Raw genomic sequence first — 18923 nt, forward strand, 5'->3', positions numbered from 1 at the left:
CAACTCCCGAGCCCCACCCATTGCTTGCCGCCAGGTCCCACCCGTTGTTTGCCGGTGGGTTCCCACCCACCCTTGTTGCCGCTGCGCGGCGCGCTCACCGAGTGGGCATCCGGGCGGCATGCCTGCCCGGAGCCGCTTGCCAGGCAAGATCCTCCGGGTGATACGCCGATCAGCGTGTTGCGGGAGTTTCCCTGCCCGTCCACGCTTCTTTCGTGCCGGTGTGACGAGGAAGGGCGGGCGACAAGCGGCGCTGACCAGCAGTGCTAGACCTCTAGGCGCTATACAGCGGCACCAAGAACCCCCTAGCAAAATGAAGCCGGTCACTCTTGGCGCCGGTGCGGCGAGAAGCGTCGCCTGCGTTAACGGCGCCGGATAACGGCGGGAACCCGGGCGGCCGGGCCGTTCTGGGAGCCGTTTTAGGCCGGGTAGGCGTGGGTTTCGGTTGCTTTGATGGAGGCCCAGACGGTTTGGCCGGGGGTGAGGTCGAGTTCGGCTACTGCTGCGGGGGTGATGTCGGCGGCGGCGGAGATGGGGCCGTCGAGGTGGATGCGCATGTTGTCGCCGTGGCGTTCCACGCCGTCGATGGTGGCCTGCCAGAGGTTGCGGGGGCTGCCGTCGGGGCGGGTGCGGTAGAGGGCGACGGCGCTGGGGGCGAAGACCAGGAAGGCGGGGCCTTCCAGGTGTTCGGTGACGGTGAAGAGGATGTCGTCGACTTTGATGTGGTGGCCGGCGGCGGTGCCGCGGTAGAGGTTGAGGCCGACGAGGCGGGCGACGTAGTCGGTGCGGGGGCGGCGGGCGACGTCGGCGGGAACGCCTTCTTGGACGACCTGGCCTCGTTCGATGACGATCAGGCGGTCGGCGAGGACCATGGCGTCGAGGGGGTCGTGGGTGACCAGGACGGTCGCGCCGTCGAAGTCGGCGAGGTGGCGGCGGAGGTGGGAGCGGATCTCCAGGCGGGTGTGGGCGTCGAGGGCGGCCAGCGGCTCGTCGAGGAGGAGGAGCCGGGGGTCGATGACGAGGGCTCTGGCCAGGGCGACGCGTTGGGCCTGCCCGCCGGAGAGCTGCCTGGGGCGTACATTCGCGTGATCTTCGAGGCCGACGCGGGCGAGCCATTCGAAGGCCCGGCGGCGGGATTCGGCCTTGCCGGTGCCCTGGCAGCGGAGCCCGAAGGCGACGTTGTCCAGGGCGGAGAGATGAGGGAAGAGCAGGTAGTCCTGGAAGACCATGCCGATTGGGCGCTTCTCGACCGGCAGGTCGTGGAGCGGCTGGTCGTCGAGGGTGATGTGGCCTTCCGTCAGACGGGTGAGGCCGGCCAGCAGGCGCAAGGCTGTGGTCTTGCCGGCGCCGTTGGGACCGAGCAGGGCGACGACCTCGCCCGGAGCGACCTCCAAGTCGAGGTCGAGGCGGAAGTTCGGCCGGGTGAGGCGGAGAGCGGCGGTGAGGGTCATGGGCTGTTCACCCATCGATCGCGCAGGCTCGCCAGAATGATCACGGACACGGCCAGCAGGACCAGGCTGAGCACGATGGCGGCCTCGGGTTCGGTCTCCAGGGCCAGGTAGACGGCCAGAGGCATGGTCTGCGTCTGGCCCGGGAAGTTCCCGGCGAAGGTGATCGTCGCCCCGAACTCGCCCAGCGCCCGCGCCCAGCAGAGCACCGCCCCCGCCACGATCCCCGGCGCGATCAACGGCAACGTCACCCGCCGGAACACCACCCACCGAGACGCCCCCAACGTCGCCGCGGCCTCCTCGAACCGCAGATCAGCCGCCCGCAACGCCCCCTCCACACTGATCACCAGGAATGGCATCGCCACGAACGCCTCAGCCACCACCACCCCCGCCGTGGTGAACGGCAGCGTGATCCCGAACGCACTGTCCAGCCACTGTCCCACCAGCCCACGCCGCCCCAGCACCAGCAGCAGCGCCACACCCCCGACCACCGGCGGCAACACCAGCGGCACGGTCACCAGCGCCCGCACCACCCGCCGCCCGGGAAAAGACAACCTGGCCAGGCACCACGCCAACGGCACCCCGAGCACCAGACAGATCCCCGTGGCCACCGTGGCCGTCACCAGCGAAAGCCGCAACGCCTCCAGCACCTCAGGCTCGACAAGCCGCTCTCCCAGCGTCGCCCAGGGCGCCCGTACCAGCAGCCCCGCCAACGGCAACACCAGGAACAGCAGCCCCAGCCCCGCAGGCACCACCAGCACCCACGGCAACCGCCCAGCCACAGCCTCACGCCCGGTGCCCGCCATGCGGCGTTTTCACCCCCGATCCCTCAAGACAACGATCACAACATACGACCGAGAAGATCGCTCCACGAGCGGGCGAGAATCCCGCGACCCCACCGCGCACCAACCTGCCGGCCGGTGACCGTTTGCGCTTTTCCTAGCTTGGCGGATTGCGGGGATTCCACCCGCTCCCTTCCAGCCGCCGCGCAGCAACTTGTCGGCCGGTGACCGTTTGCGCTTTTCCTAGCTTGGCGGATTGCGGGGATTCCACCCGCTCCCTTCCAGCCGCCGCGCAGCGGCAAAAGGGGTGGGTGGGTGGGAGATCCACCGCAGCATCCCAAGCCTCCGCAGGCGATCCCGGTCGCCCCCCGTTCTCCCACCCAACGTCAGGGCCTCGGAGCCCTCTGTGTCAGGGGGCTTCGAAGCCGGCCTTGGTCAGGACGTCCTTGCCCTGCTGGGAGAGGACCAGGTCGACGAACTGCTTGGCGAGGTCGGCGGCGGGGGCCTTGGACAGGGCGGCGATGGGGTAGTCGTTGATGGCCTGGTCGGCTTCGGGGAAGGCGATGCCGGTGACCTTGCCGGCGGAGGCGATGACGTCGGTCTGGTAGACGAGGGCGGCGTCCACCTCACCGAGTTCGACCTTGGTCAGGGTGGCCTTGACGTCCTGCTCCAGGGTGACCGGGGTGACCTTGAGGCCGGCCGCGTCCAGGGCCTTGACGGCGGCCGCGCCGCAGGGGACCTGCTCGGCGCAGAGGGCCACCTTGACCTCGGGATCGGTCAGGTCCTTGAGGGACTCGACCTTGGCCGGGTTGTCCGGCGGCACCGCGATCTGCAGCTTGTTCTTCACGAACACGGTGGGCGCGGTGGCGAGCCCGGCGTCGGTGACGGTCTTCATCGTCGCCGGGCTGGCGGCGGCGAACACGTCCGCGGGCGCGCCCTGCGTGATCTGGGTGGCCAGGGTGGCGCTGGACCCGAAGTTGAACTTCACGGTCGTGCCCGGGTGGGCGGCCTCGAAGGTCTTGCCGAGTTCGGTGAAGGTCTCGGTCAGGGACGCGGCGGCGAACACGGTCAACTCCGTGGGCGCGGCGGCGGTGGCCGCGGGGGTGGTCGCCGGGGCGGCGGCCGTGCCGCCCTCGGAACCGCACGCGGAGGCGGCTAACACGACGGCGATGAGCAGTCCGGATACGCGCCTGAACAAGGGTGCCTCCTACTTACTGACTTGGTTCGGGGATCTCCACGACGACGTTGGTGGACTTGATCACGGCGATCGCCACCGCTCCGGGCTCGAGGCCCAGTTCGTCGGCGGCCTGGCGGCTCATCAGCGAGACCACCCGGAACGGCCCGGCGGCGATCTCCACCTGGGCCATCACCGCGTCCTTGATCACCTCGGTCACGATGCCGCGGAACCGGTTGCGCGCCGAGGACTGGCCGGAGCCGGTCTCCTCGTCGATCCGCGCCCGCGCGAACACGGCCAGATCCGATCCCTCGACCAGCCGGTGCCCGTTGTCATCCCGGCGAGCCGAGAGCCGCCCGGCGTCCACCCAGCGACGCACGGTGTCGGAGCTCACTCCGAGCAACGCGGCTGCCTCACTGATCCGGAACGTCGTCACGAAATATCACCTTACCCTCGCACTTTCAGGCCAATACATTCGATACACCTTGCAACAGCACTGTTATCGTTCCGCGAGTCTTCGCAGATGCGACACCACTGGACCGATCACGCGATAACACGACATGCTGTGCCGTGCTCTTGCGCCAACTGGAGTATCTGGTCGCGCTCGCCCGGGAGCGGCATTTCGCCCGAGCCGCCGCGGCCTGCCACGTCTCCCAGCCCTCCCTGTCCGCCGCGATCCGCAAGCTCGAACGCGAACTGGACGTCCCGATCGTCCGCCGGGGCCGCAAGTTCGACGGCCTCACCCCTGAAGGCGAACGCGTCCTGCTCTGGGCCCATCGCATCCTGGCCGAAGCCGACGCCCTCCGCCACGACCTGTCGCTGATGCGCGCCAGCCTCTCGGGGACGCTCCGGATGGGCGTCATCCCGACCGCCCTGACCGCCGCGTCCCTGCTGACGACTCCGTTCTGCGAACGCCATCCGCACGCCCGGGTCTCGCTCGCCTCCCTGTCGTCCCGCGAGATCACCCGCCGCCTGGCCGAGTTCGAACTGGACGTCGCCATGACGTACCTGGACGGAGAACCCCTGGGGAATGTGCGCATTACTCCCCTGTACGAGGAGCGCTACCTCCTCCTCACCCCGGACGACGCCGAACTCGCCACCCGGCCGTTCGTGCGCTGGGCGGAGGTGGCCGCCCTGCCGCTCTGCCTGCTGGCGCCCGAGATGCGCAACCGGCGCATCCTCGACGACATCTTCGAGCAGGCGGGCGTCGTCGCCGTCGCCGCCGTCGAGACCGACACCGTCTCCGCCCTGTACGCCCATGTCGCCACCCACCGCTGGTCCAGCGTGATCGCCCACGCCTGGCTGCACATGTTCGGCGTGCCCGAGGGTATGCGCGTGATCCCCCTCGAAGATCCCCGCCAGGCTCCGCGCATCGGCTTGGTGATCGCCGACCGTACTCCGGAACCGGTTCTCGCCCGTGCGCTGCTGGACATCGCGCCGCAGGTCGACGTACGTGGACGGCTGGACCGGCTGCTCCATGATTACCTGCGATAGTTTATATCTATCAATAAATAGAGAGATTCGTTTTGACTCTTTATCCGGATTACCAGGAAGGTGGAAATACGACCGCTAAAAGGAGTCACTCATGGCGAAAATCCTCTGCGTCCTGTACGACGATCCGGTCACCGGCTACCCGCCCGAGTACGCCCGCGACGACCTGCCGCGCGTCGACCACTACCCCGGGGGTCAGACCCTCCCCACCCCCAAGGGCGTCGACTTCACCCCCGGCCAGCTGCTGGGCAGCGTCTCCGGCGAGCTGGGACTGCGGCCGTTCCTCGAAGCTCACGGCCACACGCTCGTCGTCACCTCCGACAAGGACCGTGAGGGGTCGGTGTTCGACCAGGAGCTGGCCGACGCGGACGTGGTGATCTCGCAGCCGTTCTGGCCCGCGTACCTGACGGCGGAGCGTATCGCCAGGGCGCCGAAGCTCAAGCTGGCGATCACGGCCGGGATCGGGTCCGACCACGTCGACCTGGACGCCGCGATCGAGCACGGGGTCACCGTCGCGGAGGTCACCTACTGCAACAGCATCTCGGTGGCCGAGCACGTGGCCATGATGATCCTTTCGCTGGTGCGCAACTACCTGCCGTCGTACCAGACGGTGCTGGACGGCGGCTGGAACATCGCGGACTGCGTCTCCCGGTCGTACGACGTGGAGGGCATGCACGTCGGCACGGTCGCCGCCGGCAGGATCGGCCTCGCGGTGCTGCGCCGGATGCGTCCCTTCGACGTGCACCTGCACTACACCGACCGGCACCGGCTGCCGCGCGAGATCGAGGAGGAGCTGAACCTCACCTTCCACGAGACGACGGCGGACATGGTGCCGCACTGTGACGTGGTCACCATCAACGCCCCGCTCCACCCGGAGACCGAGGGCATGTTCGACGACCAGCTGATCGGGACCATGAAGCGCGGCGCGTACCTGATCAACACCGCCCGCGCGAAGATCTGCGACCGGGACGCGGTCGTCCGGGCCCTCGAAAGCGGGCAGCTGGCCGGCTACGCCGGCGACGTCTGGTACCCGCAACCGGCGCCCGCGGACCACCCCTGGCGGACCATGCCCCACCACGGCATGACCCCCCACATCTCCGGCTCCTCCCTCTCCGCCCAGGCCAGGTACGCCGCCGGGACCCGCGAGATCCTGGAAGCCTGGATGGGCGGGACTCCCATCCGCGAGGAATACCTGATCGTCGACAAGGGGCGGCTCGCGGGGGCGGGCGCGCATTCCTATTCCGTCAACAAATGACTTCCCGAACGGGTGGCCACTCGGGTGGCCGCCCGTTCATCGAGGGCTGTGCGATTTGGCGCGGAGCGCCTCGAAGCCGAGGACGTCGTCGGGGATGGCGTCGGGGACCGTGTAGTCGAAGTTCCACAGGCCGCGCAGACGGGTGCCGATCAGGACGGTGGCGGCGATCACCAGGGCGAACAGGATGTACATGAAGGCGATGCCGCGGCCTTCGCCGGTGCCGATGACGGCGCCGACCGTGTCGGCGAGCAGGCCGCCGGGGAGGAACATCGGTTCGAACAGGGCGGTGCCGTAGGGGGCCAGCAGGCCGAAGCCGATCGGGAGGGTGGAGAAGGCGACCAGCTGGTTGAGGGCGAAGACGCGGCCGTGGAACCGCTGGGGGACCTTGACCTGGATGATCGTGGCGTAGACGCCGTTCAGGATGGTGAGCGAGGCGAACATGCCGAAGATGCCGATGGCGATGGGGACGAGGCTTTCCTGGAGGCCCACGACGAACGCGAAGCAGGCCAGGGACAGGGTCGAGAGCAGCTGACCGCGCATGCGCAGGCGTCTCGGGCCGCCCCAGAAGGTCATCGTGAGGCCGGCGAGGAAGATGCCGAGGCCGCCGAAGAACGTGACGCGGCCTACGTCGTTCAGGTCCGCGAAGGACAAAATCAAGGGGGAGATCAGGAGGAACATCGGGGACATGAACAGGTTGACGACCGCGAAGAAGAGCAGCATGCGGCGGATGCCCAGGTGGCCCCAGGTGTAACGGAACCCCTCGATCATTTCGGTGAGTACGGATTCGCGGCGCTTCCAGGGCATCGTCCTGGGGAAGCGGATCAGCAGGACGACGATGATGGCGACGGTGTAGCTGGCGACGTCGATGGCGAGGATGCCGCCGAGGCCGACGACGGAGAGCAGGCCGGCGGCGGCCAGGGGGACCACCAGTTGGGCGACGCCGGTGGCCATGCCGACCACTCCGTTCGCATGGCCCAGGTAGCGTTTGGGCACCAGTTGCGGGATCGCTGAGCTGTACGCCACTCGCTGGAAGGTGAGCGAGATCGACAGGGAGACCAGCAGCGGGTAGATGTGCCAGATCTCCAGGTTCCCCGTCCAGACCAGGACGCCCAACGCCAATTGCGTGGATCCGGCCGCGATGTCGCTGGCGATCAGGACCACTCGGCGGTTGAACCTGTCGACGACCGTTCCCGCCAGTGGCGCGACCAACAGTCCTGGCACCAACCCCAGCACCGAGAACAGCGCGAAGTTCGCCAGCGACCCCGTCGTCAGATAAATCCAGATCGGAATCGCGAATTCCGTCAGCGCCGACCCGGTCATCGAAACCAACTGCCCGGCCGCCAACACCAGGAACCGCCGCATACTAGGCGCCGGCCCTTCGCCAACCTCCGGGTTACTCGCCGTTATCCGGCGCCGTTCACGCAGGTGACGCCTCCCGCCGTACCGGCGCCAAATGTGCCCACGCCGCCCCCCACGCGCCTTCTTAAGACCCTTTTCCCCAGCCCCCGCTTCTTCCTGATTCCCCGCTTCTTCCTGATTCCCCGTTTCTTCCTCAGCCCCCGTTTCTTTCTCAGCCCCCGTTTCTTTCTCAGTCCTGGCCTTTTCCCCGGTCCCGGTCTCTTCCCCGGCCCCCGCCTCCGCCTCGGATCGGGCGGCTCCGCCGGCGCTATTCGCCGCGCCCTCGGCGATCAAGCCCGCAACGCCGGCCGCCGCTTCGGCGGGCGAGACAGCCGCCGGGCTGTCGATCAAGCCGTCGGTGTCGGTGTCGTAGGGGGTGCGCTTGGAGACGCCCTTCGAATTCGCCTCCGGTTTCCGCGCCGTGCCGGTAGCGGAGGACACTATGCCGTCGCCCGCTTCGGCGGGTGAGACGGCCGCCTGGCCGTCAATCGACCCTTCGGTGTCGGTGTCGTGGGGGGTGAGTCTGGAGATGCCTTCTAGCCACCAGGTTTCGGTGCCGGTGCGGGGGGGTGGAGGGGTGGTGAGGGTGGGGTGGGTGGTGGTGATGATGGTGGCTAGTTCTTGGGCGCGGTATTTGAGGAAATAGTGGGCGGCTTCGTCCAGGACTACGCAGGCGGCTACCGGGGAGAGGCAGTGCCATTCTCGGTAGCGTTCCTGGTAGAACTCGACGACGGGGTCGCGTTCGCCGGCGACGGCGATGACGGGGGCGGAGAGCAGGGGGGCGCCTTCGTCGAAGAGGCGGGCGAAGTAGTGTTCGGCTTCGCGGGTGCCGCGGCGGCGGTTGCGGACGATCAGCTGGAGTTCTTCCTGGTCGAATTCGGAGACGTCCAGGCCGGCGGCCACGAGGCCGTTGATTCTGGCCTGGTCGCCGCCGAGATCTTCCAGCCATTCGGCGAATCGGGCGAAGAGGCCGCGGGGGCGGGCGAAGGGGAAGACGGCCCCCAGGTAGATGGCTTCGACGGGACGGCCCGCGGTTTCGAGGCGGCGGGCGATCTCGGCACAGAGGGTGGTGCCGACACCGCAGTGGCCGTACAGGACGATGGGGCCCTGGACGGTGGCGAGGATTTCGGCGGCGCAGGATTCGGCGACGTCGAGGAGGGCCTGGGGTTCTTCGCCGAGTTCGTGGCCGGGGACGGCGATGGAGTGCAGGGCCCAGTCCGCGGGGAGGGCGTCGGCGAGGGGCTTGTAGATGATGGCGCTGCCGCCGCCGTAGGGGGCGCAGATGACGGAGGCGGTGACCGGCCGGGCGGGGGTGAGCCGGTGGAGCAGCCCGGCCGCGCCGTCGCCGCCGGATTCGACCAGCCGGGCCAGTTCGCGGACGGTCGGATGCTTGAAGAGCTCCATGAGCGTGACCGGATGGCCGGCTTTGCGCATCCGGGCGACCACCTGCATGGCCAGCAGCGAATGCCCGCCCAGGTCGAAGAAGTCGTCGAGCACGCCGACCTGTTCGAGGCCGAGCACCGACGCCCAGATTCCGGCGACGGTCTCCTCGACGGGGGTTTCCGGCGCGACGAGAACGCCCTGTTCGGACCGGTTGTCCCCGGGATCGGGCAGGGCGGCGCGGTCGACCTTTCCGTGGGATTTGAGCGGCAACTGGTCGAGCCAGGTGTACCGGACGGGGACCATGTAGTCCGGCAGCCGATCCTTCAGCCAGGAACGCAGTTCCGCCGCCGGCAGTTGCTCCGCGCCGACCAGGTACGCGACCAGGCGCTGGTCACGGAGTTCGACGACCGCCTGAGAAACGGCGGGATGCTCCGCCAGGACGGTCTCGACCTCGGTCAGTTCGACGCGGTAGCCGCGCACCTTGACCTGGAGGTCCTGGCGGCCGAGGAATTGCAGGACGCCGTCGTGGGACCAGCGGCCGAGGTCGCCGGTCCGGTACATGCGGGCGCCGGCGGAGCCGTACGGGTCGGGGAGGAACCTGTCGGCGGTGAGCGCGGGGCGGCCGAGGTAGCCGCGGGCGAGCCGGTCGCCGCCCAGGTAGATCTCCCCGGGGACCCCGGCGGGGACCGGGCGCAGACGTTCGTCCAGGACGTAGACCCGCGCGCCGGGCAGCGGCCGTCCGATCGGGAGGGCGGCCTGGCTGTCCACCCGTTCGGCGGGGACGGGGAAGGTGGTGACGCCGACCGTGGTCTCGGTGGGGCCGTAGTGGTTGACCACCGCGCAGGGCCCGGTCGCGGCCAGGTCGCTCGCCCAGCCGACGGTGGAGGCTTCTCCGCCGAGGATCAGAAGTCTGGCCGGGAGCAGCTCGGAAGGTTCGGCCTCGGCCAGCAGCGCGGCCAGATGGGACGGCGTGATCTTGAGGTAGTCCGGCCGCGCCCGCCCGAAATATTCACATAAATCAGGGGCGGCGGTCTTCGGCGGGATCAGATGCAGGGTGCCGCCGCTCATCAGCGACAGATAGAACACCGTGACGCCGAAGTCGAAGGCCAGCGACTGCGGCAGCGCGAACACCCCGCCCGGCTCGACCGCGAACCGCTCGTACACCCCGGCCAGATAGACCAGCACCTCCCGGTGCTGCACCGCGACGCCCTTCGGCCGCCCGGTCGTGCCCGAGGTGTAGATCACGTACGCCAGGTCGCCCGGCGTGACTCCGCTCTCCACCGGGGTGTCCGGCCAGCCGTCCGCCTCCGCGGGGACCTCGGTGACCCCGCCCGGCAGGGACCGTTCCGAAACCGCGACGCGGATCCCCGCGTCACCGATCATGTACGCGAGCCGGTCATCCGGCTGCTCCGGATCGAGCGGCACATAGGCCGCCCCCGACTTGAGCACCCCGAGCAGCGCCACGGCCAGCTCAGCCGACTGCTCCAGGCAGACCGCGACCCGATCGCCGGGCCGTACGCCGAGATCGCGGAGGCGATGCGCCAGCCGGTTCGCCCGCCGGTCGAGTTCGGCATATGTCAGGACCTGGGAGTCGAAGACGACCGCGGGCGTGTCCCCAGGGACGAGCACTTCGTGCAGCAGGCGGCTCTCCAGCGGACGCGGCGCCGCCGAGGAACCCAGCGCCAGGACATGATCCCGCTCGGCCGCGTCCACCCAGTCCAGCTCCGACAGCCGCGTGTACGGATCGTCCGCCACCGCCCCCAGCAGCGTCCCCAGCGAGGACGCCATCCGGGCGACGGTCTCCTCTCGGAACAGGTCGGTGTTGTAGATGACGGTCCCGTCGAACTCCTCGCCCTGCTCCCACAGGTAGAGCGCCAGATCGAACCGGCTGACCGGGATGTCCGCCCGGAACGGGACCACGCCCAGCCCGAGCGTGCCCGCGTCGTCCGGCACGTAGTTCTGCAGCGCGAACATCACCTGGAACACCGCCGACCGGCTGACGTCCCGCTCCACCTTCAGCTCGTTGACCAGCTGGTCGAACGGCATCTCCTGGTGCGCGTACGCGGCGAGGCAGTCGTCCCGCACCCGGATGAGGAACTCGGCGAACGACGGATCGCCGGACAGGTCCGCCCGCATGGCCAGGGTGTTCACGAACATGCCCGCGAGCCCGTCCAGCTCCGGCAGGCCGCGCCCGCTGACCGGCGTCCCGACCGCGAAGTCCCGCTGTCCCGACCACTTCCCCAGCAGCACCTGCAGCCCGGCCATCAGCACCATGTACGGCGTCGCCCCATGGCTGGCGGCCAGCTCGATGAGCGCCCCGCCCACCCGGGCGTCCAGCCGGAACCGGTAGTCCCGGCCTGCCGTGGTCTGCTCGGCCGGGCGCGGGAAGTCGGCGGGCAGTTCCAGCGGCGACACGCCCGCCAGCCGGTCCCGCCAGAAGGCGAGGTCCCGCTGGTGGGCCGGGGTGCCCTCGCGGGCCCGCTGCCAGATCGAGTGGTCGCCGTACTGGACGGGGAGCGGCCGGAGCGGGGACTCGCGGCCGTCGCGGAAGGCGGCGTGCAGGGTGATCAGCTCACGGAGGAGTATCTCCCCCGTCCACCCGTCGGTGATCGAGTGGTGCGCCGAGATCAGCAGCACGTGGTCGTCGGACGCGCGGCGCATCAGCAGCACGCGCAGCAGCCCGCCGGCGGACAGGTCGAAGGTTTTGGCCAGGGCTTCGCCGATCAGCTCCCGCGCCGCTTCGTCGGAGTCGGCCTCGACCAGCCGGAACTCGGCGGAGGGCTCCTCGTCGATGACCAGTCCCGGCAGGCCGTCCTCGGAGGTGACGAAGCGCATGCGCAGGCTCTCGTGCCGCCGGGTGACCTCCGTGACCGCCCGCGCGAAAGCCTCGGCGTCCAGCTCGCCGCTGAGCCTGACCATGAACGGGATCGTGTACGCGGCCGTGCCCGGCCGGTACTGCTCCAGGAACCACAGCCGCTCCTGCGCGTGCGAGAGCGGAGGCGTCGTGCCGGGTGGGCGGGGAGTGATCGTGGTGGCCGCGACGCGCCGCTGGAGACGCTGGGCGAGGAGAGCCCTTTTCGCCGGGGAGAGACTGGTCACACGTGCTCCGGGTGAGAATCGGTCCGTCGCGCTGCGTCGTCATTCCCGGGGCTGAACATCCCTGAAAGGGTTGTTATCCCCGCTATCCCCACGGGCAACACGAATACCGCGCTCCCCGTCAGTCGTTCGAATGGGGACGCTCCCACGCCTCTCGCAGGCTAGGTATCGCCACACATGACGGTCAAGTATTCACCGATATTTCATTACGATTCATGAATTTTCGGACAGGCCGGAGAAATGGCCTGCGGTTTCGGCCGGGGAATGCCGCGCGGACGCCGATACGCCTTGACAGCCCAGCCTGGGGGCATCGGCCCCACCCAAGATCACAAGCCCCAGGACCAGACGGAACTATCCAGATGCGGATTTTAACCACCATGTCGACTCTGCTCGGGTTTTCACGGGGAGTAGTCAAATATGTCGTCATGGTGAGGGGATTCGGATGAGAACCGTAGTACTGATAGCTGGGCTGGCCGTCCTGGCCGGATGTGGCACGGCCACCACGGAGGCCAAGTCTCCGAAGGCCCCCGCCAAGGGGCCGGTCAAACAGGCCGGCGCGCGCCCGATGAACGCGGCGGCGGCCAAAGCCGTCAAGGCCAATGAACTGGGGCAGATCCCAGTGTTGATGTACCACCGGGTCATCGAGAACCCGGGCACTCAGGATGACCGTACGCCCGTCCAGTTCCGTACCGAGCTGGAGCGGCTGGCCAAGGAGAACTACGTCCCGATCACCGCCAGGGAGTACGTCACCGGCAAGATCGACATCCCGGCCGGCAAACACCCCGTCGTCCTGACATTTGACGACTCCTCCCCGTCGCAGCTCACCTTGACCCACGACGGCACCCCGCTGCCCAACACCGCGGTCGGGATCATGCGGGAGGTGGCCGCCAAACACCCCGGCTTCCGCCCGGTCGCGACGTTCTACGTCACCCGCGACATGTTCGGCAAGCCGGACCGGGTCGAGCAGGCGCAGCTCATCGCCTGGCTCAAGAACAACGGCTTCGACATCGGCAACCACACCAAGGACCACCACAGCCTCTCCGGCAAGCCGCAGGAGCAGGTGGCCGCCGAGGTCGCCGCCGGCCACGAGCTGATCACCGCCCTGGACGGGCCCGCCCCGGCCAGCATCGCCCTGCCGTACGGGAACCAGCCGCGGACCAAGGCGTGGGCGCTCAAGGGCAAGAAGGACAAGGTGGCGTACGACTACGGCGGCGTCTTCCTGGCGGGGTACACGCCCGCGCAGTCGCCGTACAGCAAGGAGTTCGACCCGGTGGGGATTCCGCGGATCAGGTCGATGGACAAGAAGGGCGACTGCCTGAAGTTCTGCTCGACCGCGTGGCTGGACTGGCTCCAGGCCAACCCCGACCAGCGCTACACCTCGGACGGCGACGCCCGTTCCGTGGCCATTCCGAAGTTCCAGCAGCCCATGGTGGCCAACAAGTTCGCCAGCCGTACGCTCACGTACTAGTCGTCACGGGATCATGCTCGGCTTGTCCGGCCGAGCCTGATCCCGCGTTTGCGTTCGGCCCGAGTAGGCCTCATGATCGTCTCCTCATGACGTGTACGACCCGGAAAGCTCGCCCTATGTCACAACTTGATATAGGCGAATTGACAACTTAAGGTTGTCTCATGGAGCCAGCAGAGTTACTCGCGAAAGCGCGGGCGCGAGCCGCGAATCCCTCTGACCCGCTGGAAACCCTTGCCGCCGCGAGCGATCTGAGCCAGGAGCTGAGCCGGAGCGCCGACGCCCTGCTCGACCTGGCCGTGCACGACGCGCGGGCGGCGGGCACGTCCTGGACGGCGATCGGGGACCGGCTCGGGGTTTCCAAGCAGGCGGCGCGGAAGCGGTTCGCCAAACCGTTCACGCATCCGTTCGCGGCGCGGCGCACGCGCCGGGAGGCGGCATGCTCGTTCTGCCGCATGCCGCCGGGGCCGCGGGTGCACATGGTGCACGGCGAGGCCGGGCGGATATGCGAGCAGTGTGTGGCACTGGCCGGCGAGATCGTGGCGGACCTGAAGGCGAAGGCCCGCCAGGATCAGCGGCACTGATCAGGTGACGGTGAGGCGCTTCTGGTAGCGGTCCTCGCGCCAGAGCTCCTTGCTGAGCACCTCGGCCAGGGTGTTGGCGGCGTCGTAGACGTCGACGTACCGGAGATAGAGCGGGGCGAAGCCGAAGCGGATCAGGTCGGGTGCGCGGAAGTCGCCGTGCACGCCCATGTCGATCAGGGCGCGCATGATCGGATAGCCCTCCGGGTGGCGGAAGCTCACCTGGCTGCCCCGCTCTCCGGCGTGGCGGGGCGAGGCCAGCTCCAGCCCCAGGTGGTCGGTGAGCTCAATGAACAGCTCAGTGAGCGCCACGCTCTTGGCCCGTACCGCCCGCATGTCCACCTTCTCCCAGATCTCCAGGGAGGCGTTGAGCGCCGCGTAGGCGAGCACCGGCGGAGTGCCGGTGGCGAAGCGCCGCACGCCGGGCGCGGGCCGGTAGCCGGGCTCGAACTCGAACGGGTTCGCGTGCCCGTGCCAGCCCGAGATCACGTTGCGGGCCGCCTCCTGGTGCCGCGGCGCCACATAGATGTACGCCGGCGCCCCCGGCCCCCCGTTCAGGTACTTGTACGTGCACCCGACCGCGAAGTCGGCCCCGGTGATGTCCACCAGGACCGCGCCCGTGGAATGGCAGAGGTCCCAGATCATGAGCGCCCCGGACTCGTGCACCCGCCTGGTCACCTCGGCCATGTCCCGCACCGCGCCCGTACGGTAGTCCACGTGGGACAGCACCACCGCGGCCACGCCGGGGCCGAGGGCGTCCTCCAGCGGGGCCTGCGGGCCGATTTCCCGGATCTCCCGGCCGAAGGCCTGGGCGACGCCCTGCACGACGTACTGGTCGGTGGGGAAGTTCTCGCTGTCGGAGACGATGACGTTGCGGCCGGGCCGCAATGCCAGGGCGGCCGAGACCGCTTTGAAGATCATCATTGAGGTGCAGTCGGCGGCCAGCACCTCGCCGGGGCCCGCGCCGATCAGCGGGGCGATGCGGTCGCCGGTCGTCTCCGGCAGGTTCCACCACCCGGCGGTGTTCCAGCTGGCGCCCAGGTCCTGGCCCCATTCCGCGGTCACCGCGTGGGCCACCTTGGCGGCCGTACGGCGGGGCAGCGCGCCCAGGGAGTTGCCCAGGAGATAGACGACCCCGTCGGGCAGGACGAACTCGTCGCGGAAGTCGCTTATTGGATCAGCGGCGTCGAGCGCGGCACAGCCGGCGCGGGTGATACTCATGTACCCCATCATCCCCGTAAATTTCCTGACTCGACCAGTGTGACGGGGGGTGGCCACTGGAGAAAAATGCCCGAAGTGCCGTCATGATCATGGTCGGGCGCCCGGCAGAATCGACCACAAAGCGTCACAGATCATTCTAGGGACGAGACCACGCAGAGTGACATCCTCCCGAGATCACGCCCGCCGCGCCCGTCTCCTCCCGACTCGATCGTTCAAGGCGTCCCCGAGCGCCACACCTCCGACCAGGCGAAGATCTGTACGGGCCCTTGCCAAAAGGCCAGCTTCCGGTAACTTCTTCGCCGGAGCAGGGCCGAGGGACACCCGGGACGAACGATCATCCAGCGAGCCAAAAGGACACAGTCATGTTGCTGGCATGGCGTATGTGGGGACATATCATTCTTTTCAGCCTTTTGGCGCTCCCCGTCGCGCTCCTGACCGCCTATTTGATCGGGAGACAACGCGCTAGTTCGGGCATCCGGCACCCCTTCCGGACACCCCTGGCTGATGCCCTTTCCGTTACCGGAACCCTCCCCTGGCTGTGGATGATTCTCACTCCCGGTAACGTCCGGGAGCCCGCCAGGAGCCTCAGCCTGACCCCCTTCCGCGATCTGGCCACCCTCGCCGAGGGGTTTACTGGCACGCTGATCGCGCAGGTGGGAGGCAACCTCCTGGTGTTCGCCACACTCGGCGCGATGCTCCCGATCCGCTCCCCCGCGCTGGCCCGGCTGTCCCGGGTGGCCGCCGTCGCGGCGGGCTCGTCTCTCATCGTGGAATCGCTTCAGTATGCTTTAGGCCTCCACCGTGTGTCGTCGATCGATGACATTCTGCTGAACACCACGGGTGCCGTTCTGGCCGCAATCATGACTATGCGTTGGTGGGCCCAGCCAATACCGGAGGGGACCGTTCCACGATAACGGTCTGCATAAATACCACTGGATCGCCACATGAGCACGATCCGCTAAAAATAGGCACGGGACCAACCAACAACTCTGTGCGATCGTGGACAAGACGGGGCAAGTTCTCTGGAGACGCTAACTCCCCGTTGGTGACAGAGGGTGATCAAACGTGACGGAATCCCCGGTGCATCACGAGCCCCCCATTTATCGGCGTATCGCCGACAGTCTGCGCAGTCAGATCCTGTCGGGCGAACTCCGAGATGGGGATCGGCTACCGGGCGAGAACGCACTCATGTCGGAGTACGGCATCGCGCGCGCCACCGCACGGCAGGCGCTCGCCGTACTGATCAATGAGGGTTTGGCGGTGCCGCGTCGAGGTTCGGGGGTCTACGTGAGGCTGTTTCGGCCAATCAGACGACATGGTTCACGACGGCTCTCCCGCGAACAGTGGGGGCAGGGCCGGGCGATCTGGGATTCGGACACCCGGGGTCGCGCGTACACGGTGGACGAGGTCCACATCGAGCGGCTGCCCTCGGCCGAGGAGATCGGCCGGGTGCTCGACTCCGACGAGGTCTGGGTCCGGCGGCGGCGCTACTCGGTGGACGGCCGTCCCGTCCAGCTGGCCGCGTCCCACTTTCCGGCCGACCTCGTGGAGGGCACCGCGATCACCCTTCCGGACACCGGGCCCGGCGGTGTGTACGCCCGGTTAGGCGACCTCGGCTACTCGCCGGTCCACTTCACCGAGGAGGTGCGGGCCCGGATGCCCGCCCCCCACGAGTCCGAGCTGCTCCGCCTGCCCGCGGGCAACCCCATCCTGATCGTGGCGCGCACGGCCTACACCTCGGGAGGCATCCCGGTCGAGCTCAACGAGATGACCATGGACGCCGCCGCGTATGTACTTCAGTACGACTTCGACGCGTAGGTCAAGTAGACAAGTCCAGCGATAGATGGACCTGTCTATCCCGATCATTGATTTCTCTAGAGATGTCCCGCACCTTGAGGTTGAGACGTCAAGTTCTCGCGGTCCAGATCGGCATGGATTCGTGGGAGAAACCCCCTGGGCGACTCGGCGAGGGAAAGGTGGGCGGATGTCCTTTGACCGGCATCTTGCCGAGATTGCCCGCGAGTATCCGGAATGGACAATCTGGCGGAGCGATGCGGGCCGGTGGTGGGCCACCCGGCACCACCCGCTCACCTCCGTTCAGCGGGAAGCCGGCTGCGCGATGACCATCGACGCGGATGAACCGGAGGGGTTGCGCGAGCAACTGCACGAACAGGAGGAACGTGCCAAGTCCGCGGACCCTTGACCCAACCCTTGAGCGCGGAAGCCCCCGACCCGATCGGGGGCGGGGGCTTCCGCTTTCAAGGGTTCCGATACCCCCGTGGGGGCGCTGCCGCTGGTGCCAACCAAAGGCGCCTCCACGGGTACCACATCTGACCGATGCCAACTGAACAGCCACGGGACGGGGACCAGGACGGAGCGCCCGCCGCTGTCCGTGCGGCGGCGGGCGCTCGACCAGTGCGGCTCTCGACGATGACGATGACGTGCGTCTCCCCGAAGTCCGTGAAGTCCGCGAAGTCCCAGAAGTCCCCGGCGCCCAGGGCCTCCGGGATCAGGCGCGGAACGGCGGCGTGTCGTCCGGCGCGGCCGCGCGCAGGCGGGCGGCCTCCTCCGGCATCCCGTCGAGGCCGCGGGCGGGCTGGACCGGCTCGGGGCGGACGGCCTCGGGGGCCTGCTCCTGGGCGGGGGCGGGCTGCCGTGCCGGGTTGGTCGCGGACGACTCCTCGGGCTCGTTGAAGCCCTCGTCGTTGAAGCCCTCGCCGGAGAAGTCCTCCTTGAACTCCTCCTCCACCACCGACGGCGCCGGCGGCAGCACGGACGCCTCGTCGATCAGCGGGCCCGCGCTGGACTCACGCTGCAGCAGGTCGCCCAGGACCGCGCCGATCTCGTTGAGGCGGCGCACCACCTCGGTGTGGGTGTCGGTCAGGTAGACCACCCGGCGGCCGGTGTGCTCGTCCAGGGTCGTGGCCCGGCGCTGCGCGGAGGTGAGCGTGCTGGTCGAGACCGCCTGCGCGTCCGACACCAGCCGCTCGGCCTCGTGCTTGGCCGCGGTCACCCGGCGGTCGGCCTCGGAGCGGGCGTCCCGCAGCGTGTCCTCGGCCTCGGCGCTGGCCGTGGCCACCTTCTCCTCGGCCTCGGCCCCGGCCTGCGAGAGCAGCCGCTCGGCCGACGCGGTCGCGTCGTGGATGCGGCGCTCGGCCTCCTCCTGGGCGGCGGTCCTGATCGACTCGGCCTGCTCGCGGGCGGCGTTCACCAGCCGCTCGGCCTCGGCCGCGGCCTGGTCCCTGACCTTGGAGGCGTCGTTCTGGGACGCCTCCTTGTTGGCGGCGGCCTCCTCGTGGGCCAGCTTGAGGATCTGGCTCAGCCGCTCGCCCAGCTCGTCCGGGTTCTGCGGGGACTCGGTCAGCTTGCGGCGCGCGTCGGCCAGCTCCAGCCGGCTCTGCTCGGCCTGGTCGATCGTCCGGGCCAGCCGCTCCTCGAGATCACGGATCTGGTTGCGGCTGCGGATCATGTAGTCGTGGACCTGGCGACGGCTGTAGCCACGCATGACGACTTCGAAGGAGTCGTCGCTCATGAGGTCGGGGAAATTATCTGTCTGGTTCGTCATGAAGGGCCCTGGGGAGTCGAAAGGCGGAACGACACGTCAGGACACGACTTTCCTGCTATCCGACCCG

14 protein-coding genes are annotated in these 18923 nt (G+C 68.6%); 7 read left to right on the forward strand and 7 right to left on the reverse strand.

The genetic code is table 11. The features are described from left to right. Window positions 1-416: 416 nt before the first annotated feature. The 4 genes from Aph01nite_RS09825 to Aph01nite_RS09840 form a co-directional block, all read right to left on the reverse strand. Window positions 417-1463, reverse strand: a complete 1047-nt coding sequence (locus tag Aph01nite_RS09825; RefSeq protein WP_239161535.1) for an ABC transporter ATP-binding protein — start codon at window positions 1461-1463, stop codon at window positions 417-419. Beyond that, entirely contained in the window at window positions 1445-2251 is an 807-nt protein-coding gene (locus Aph01nite_RS09830; RefSeq protein ID WP_204040480.1) for an ABC transporter permease, read from the reverse strand. Before Aph01nite_RS09830 ends, Aph01nite_RS09825 begins: the two co-directional genes overlap by 19 nt. 385 nt (window positions 2252-2636) lie before the next feature. Beyond that, entirely contained in the window at window positions 2637-3425 is a 789-nt protein-coding gene (modA, locus tag Aph01nite_RS09835) for a molybdate ABC transporter substrate-binding protein (protein ID WP_204040481.1), read from the reverse strand. A 13-nt stretch (window positions 3426-3438) separates the two neighbouring features. Further along, the gene (locus Aph01nite_RS09840) at window positions 3439-3837 is read right to left on the reverse strand and encodes a TOBE domain-containing protein (protein ID WP_204040482.1); all 399 of its coding nucleotides are present in this window, start codon (window positions 3835-3837) and stop codon (window positions 3439-3441) included. A gap of 134 nt (window positions 3838-3971) precedes the next feature. Here Aph01nite_RS09840 and Aph01nite_RS09845 point away from each other — a divergent pair, with 134 nt between their 5' ends. Both Aph01nite_RS09845 and Aph01nite_RS09850 read left to right on the forward strand, forming a co-directional pair. After that, window positions 3972-4895 (forward strand): LysR family transcriptional regulator, encoded by a 924-nt coding sequence (locus Aph01nite_RS09845; RefSeq protein WP_204040483.1) that lies wholly within the window; start codon window positions 3972-3974, stop codon window positions 4893-4895. A 91-nt stretch (window positions 4896-4986) separates the two neighbouring features. Continuing rightward, window positions 4987-6147, forward strand: coding sequence for an NAD-dependent formate dehydrogenase (locus tag Aph01nite_RS09850; RefSeq protein ID WP_204040484.1), 1161 nt, complete (start codon window positions 4987-4989; stop codon window positions 6145-6147). Between the two features lie 36 nt (window positions 6148-6183). Here Aph01nite_RS09850 and Aph01nite_RS09860 read toward each other — a convergent pair whose 3' ends face one another. Then, window positions 6184-12027, reverse strand: a complete 5844-nt coding sequence (locus Aph01nite_RS09860; protein WP_239161536.1) for a non-ribosomal peptide synthetase/MFS transporter — start codon at window positions 12025-12027, stop codon at window positions 6184-6186. A gap of 439 nt (window positions 12028-12466) precedes the next feature. Between Aph01nite_RS09860 and Aph01nite_RS09865 the strand changes: the two genes are divergently transcribed. After that, window positions 12467-13492 carry a polysaccharide deacetylase family protein gene (locus Aph01nite_RS09865; protein WP_204040485.1) on the forward strand — a complete coding sequence of 342 codons (1026 nt, stop codon included), beginning with the start codon at window positions 12467-12469 and terminating at the stop codon, window positions 13490-13492. A gap of 161 nt (window positions 13493-13653) precedes the next feature. Next, window positions 13654-14073: a ClpX C4-type zinc finger protein gene (locus Aph01nite_RS09870; protein ID WP_204040486.1), complete on the forward strand. Its 420-nt coding sequence runs from the start codon at window positions 13654-13656 to the stop codon at window positions 14071-14073. Here the strand turns inward: Aph01nite_RS09870 and kynU are convergent, their stop codons facing one another. Beyond that, a complete protein-coding gene (gene kynU, locus Aph01nite_RS09875) occupies window positions 14074-15291 on the reverse strand; it encodes a kynureninase (protein ID WP_204040487.1) in 1218 nt (405 codons plus the stop codon). Window positions 15292-15653: 362 nt separating this feature from the next. Here kynU and Aph01nite_RS09880 point away from each other — a divergent pair, with 362 nt between their 5' ends. From Aph01nite_RS09880 to Aph01nite_RS09890, 3 genes are all read left to right on the forward strand, one after another. Further along, a complete protein-coding gene (locus Aph01nite_RS09880; RefSeq protein WP_204040488.1) occupies window positions 15654-16205 on the forward strand; it encodes a VanZ family protein in 552 nt (183 codons plus the stop codon). Window positions 16206-16356: 151 nt separating this feature from the next. Continuing rightward, the gene (locus tag Aph01nite_RS09885) at window positions 16357-17109 is read left to right on the forward strand and encodes a GntR family transcriptional regulator (RefSeq protein ID WP_204040489.1); all 753 of its coding nucleotides are present in this window, start codon (window positions 16357-16359) and stop codon (window positions 17107-17109) included. Between the two features lie 166 nt (window positions 17110-17275). Beyond that, complete coding sequence (locus tag Aph01nite_RS09890) at window positions 17276-17494, forward strand: hypothetical protein (RefSeq protein WP_204040490.1); 219 nt, start codon at window positions 17276-17278, stop codon at window positions 17492-17494. Window positions 17495-17800: 306 nt separating this feature from the next. Here the strand turns inward: Aph01nite_RS09890 and Aph01nite_RS09895 are convergent, their stop codons facing one another. Continuing rightward, window positions 17801-18856 carry a hypothetical protein gene (locus Aph01nite_RS09895; protein ID WP_204040491.1) on the reverse strand — a complete coding sequence of 352 codons (1056 nt, stop codon included), beginning with the start codon at window positions 18854-18856 and terminating at the stop codon, window positions 17801-17803. Between the last annotated feature and the right edge of the window lie 67 nt (window positions 18857-18923).

Source organism: Acrocarpospora phusangensis (genome assembly GCF_016862995.1).
Classification (GTDB): domain Bacteria; phylum Actinomycetota; class Actinomycetes; order Streptosporangiales; family Streptosporangiaceae; genus Acrocarpospora; species Acrocarpospora phusangensis.

Coding starts and splice junctions, on each gene's coding strand:
- Aph01nite_RS09825 (WP_239161535.1), bottom strand. CDS start 1,463: ATGGGTGAACAGCCCATGACCCTCACCGCCGCTCTCCGCCTCACCCGG.
- Aph01nite_RS09830 (WP_204040480.1), bottom strand. CDS start 2,251: ATGGCGGGCACCGGGCGTGAGGCTGTGGCTGGGCGGTTGCCGTGGGTG.
- Aph01nite_RS09850 (WP_204040484.1), top strand. CDS start 4,987: ATGGCGAAAATCCTCTGCGTCCTGTACGACGATCCGGTCACCGGCTAC.
- Aph01nite_RS09865 (WP_204040485.1), top strand. CDS start 12,467: ATGAGAACCGTAGTACTGATAGCTGGGCTGGCCGTCCTGGCCGGATGT.
- Aph01nite_RS09870 (WP_204040486.1), top strand. CDS start 13,654: ATGGAGCCAGCAGAGTTACTCGCGAAAGCGCGGGCGCGAGCCGCGAAT.
- kynU (WP_204040487.1), bottom strand. CDS start 15,291: ATGAGTATCACCCGCGCCGGCTGTGCCGCGCTCGACGCCGCTGATCCA.
- Aph01nite_RS09880 (WP_204040488.1), top strand. CDS start 15,654: ATGTTGCTGGCATGGCGTATGTGGGGACATATCATTCTTTTCAGCCTT.
- Aph01nite_RS09890 (WP_204040490.1), top strand. CDS start 17,276: ATGTCCTTTGACCGGCATCTTGCCGAGATTGCCCGCGAGTATCCGGAA.
- Aph01nite_RS09895 (WP_204040491.1), bottom strand. CDS start 18,856: ATGACGAACCAGACAGATAATTTCCCCGACCTCATGAGCGACGACTCC.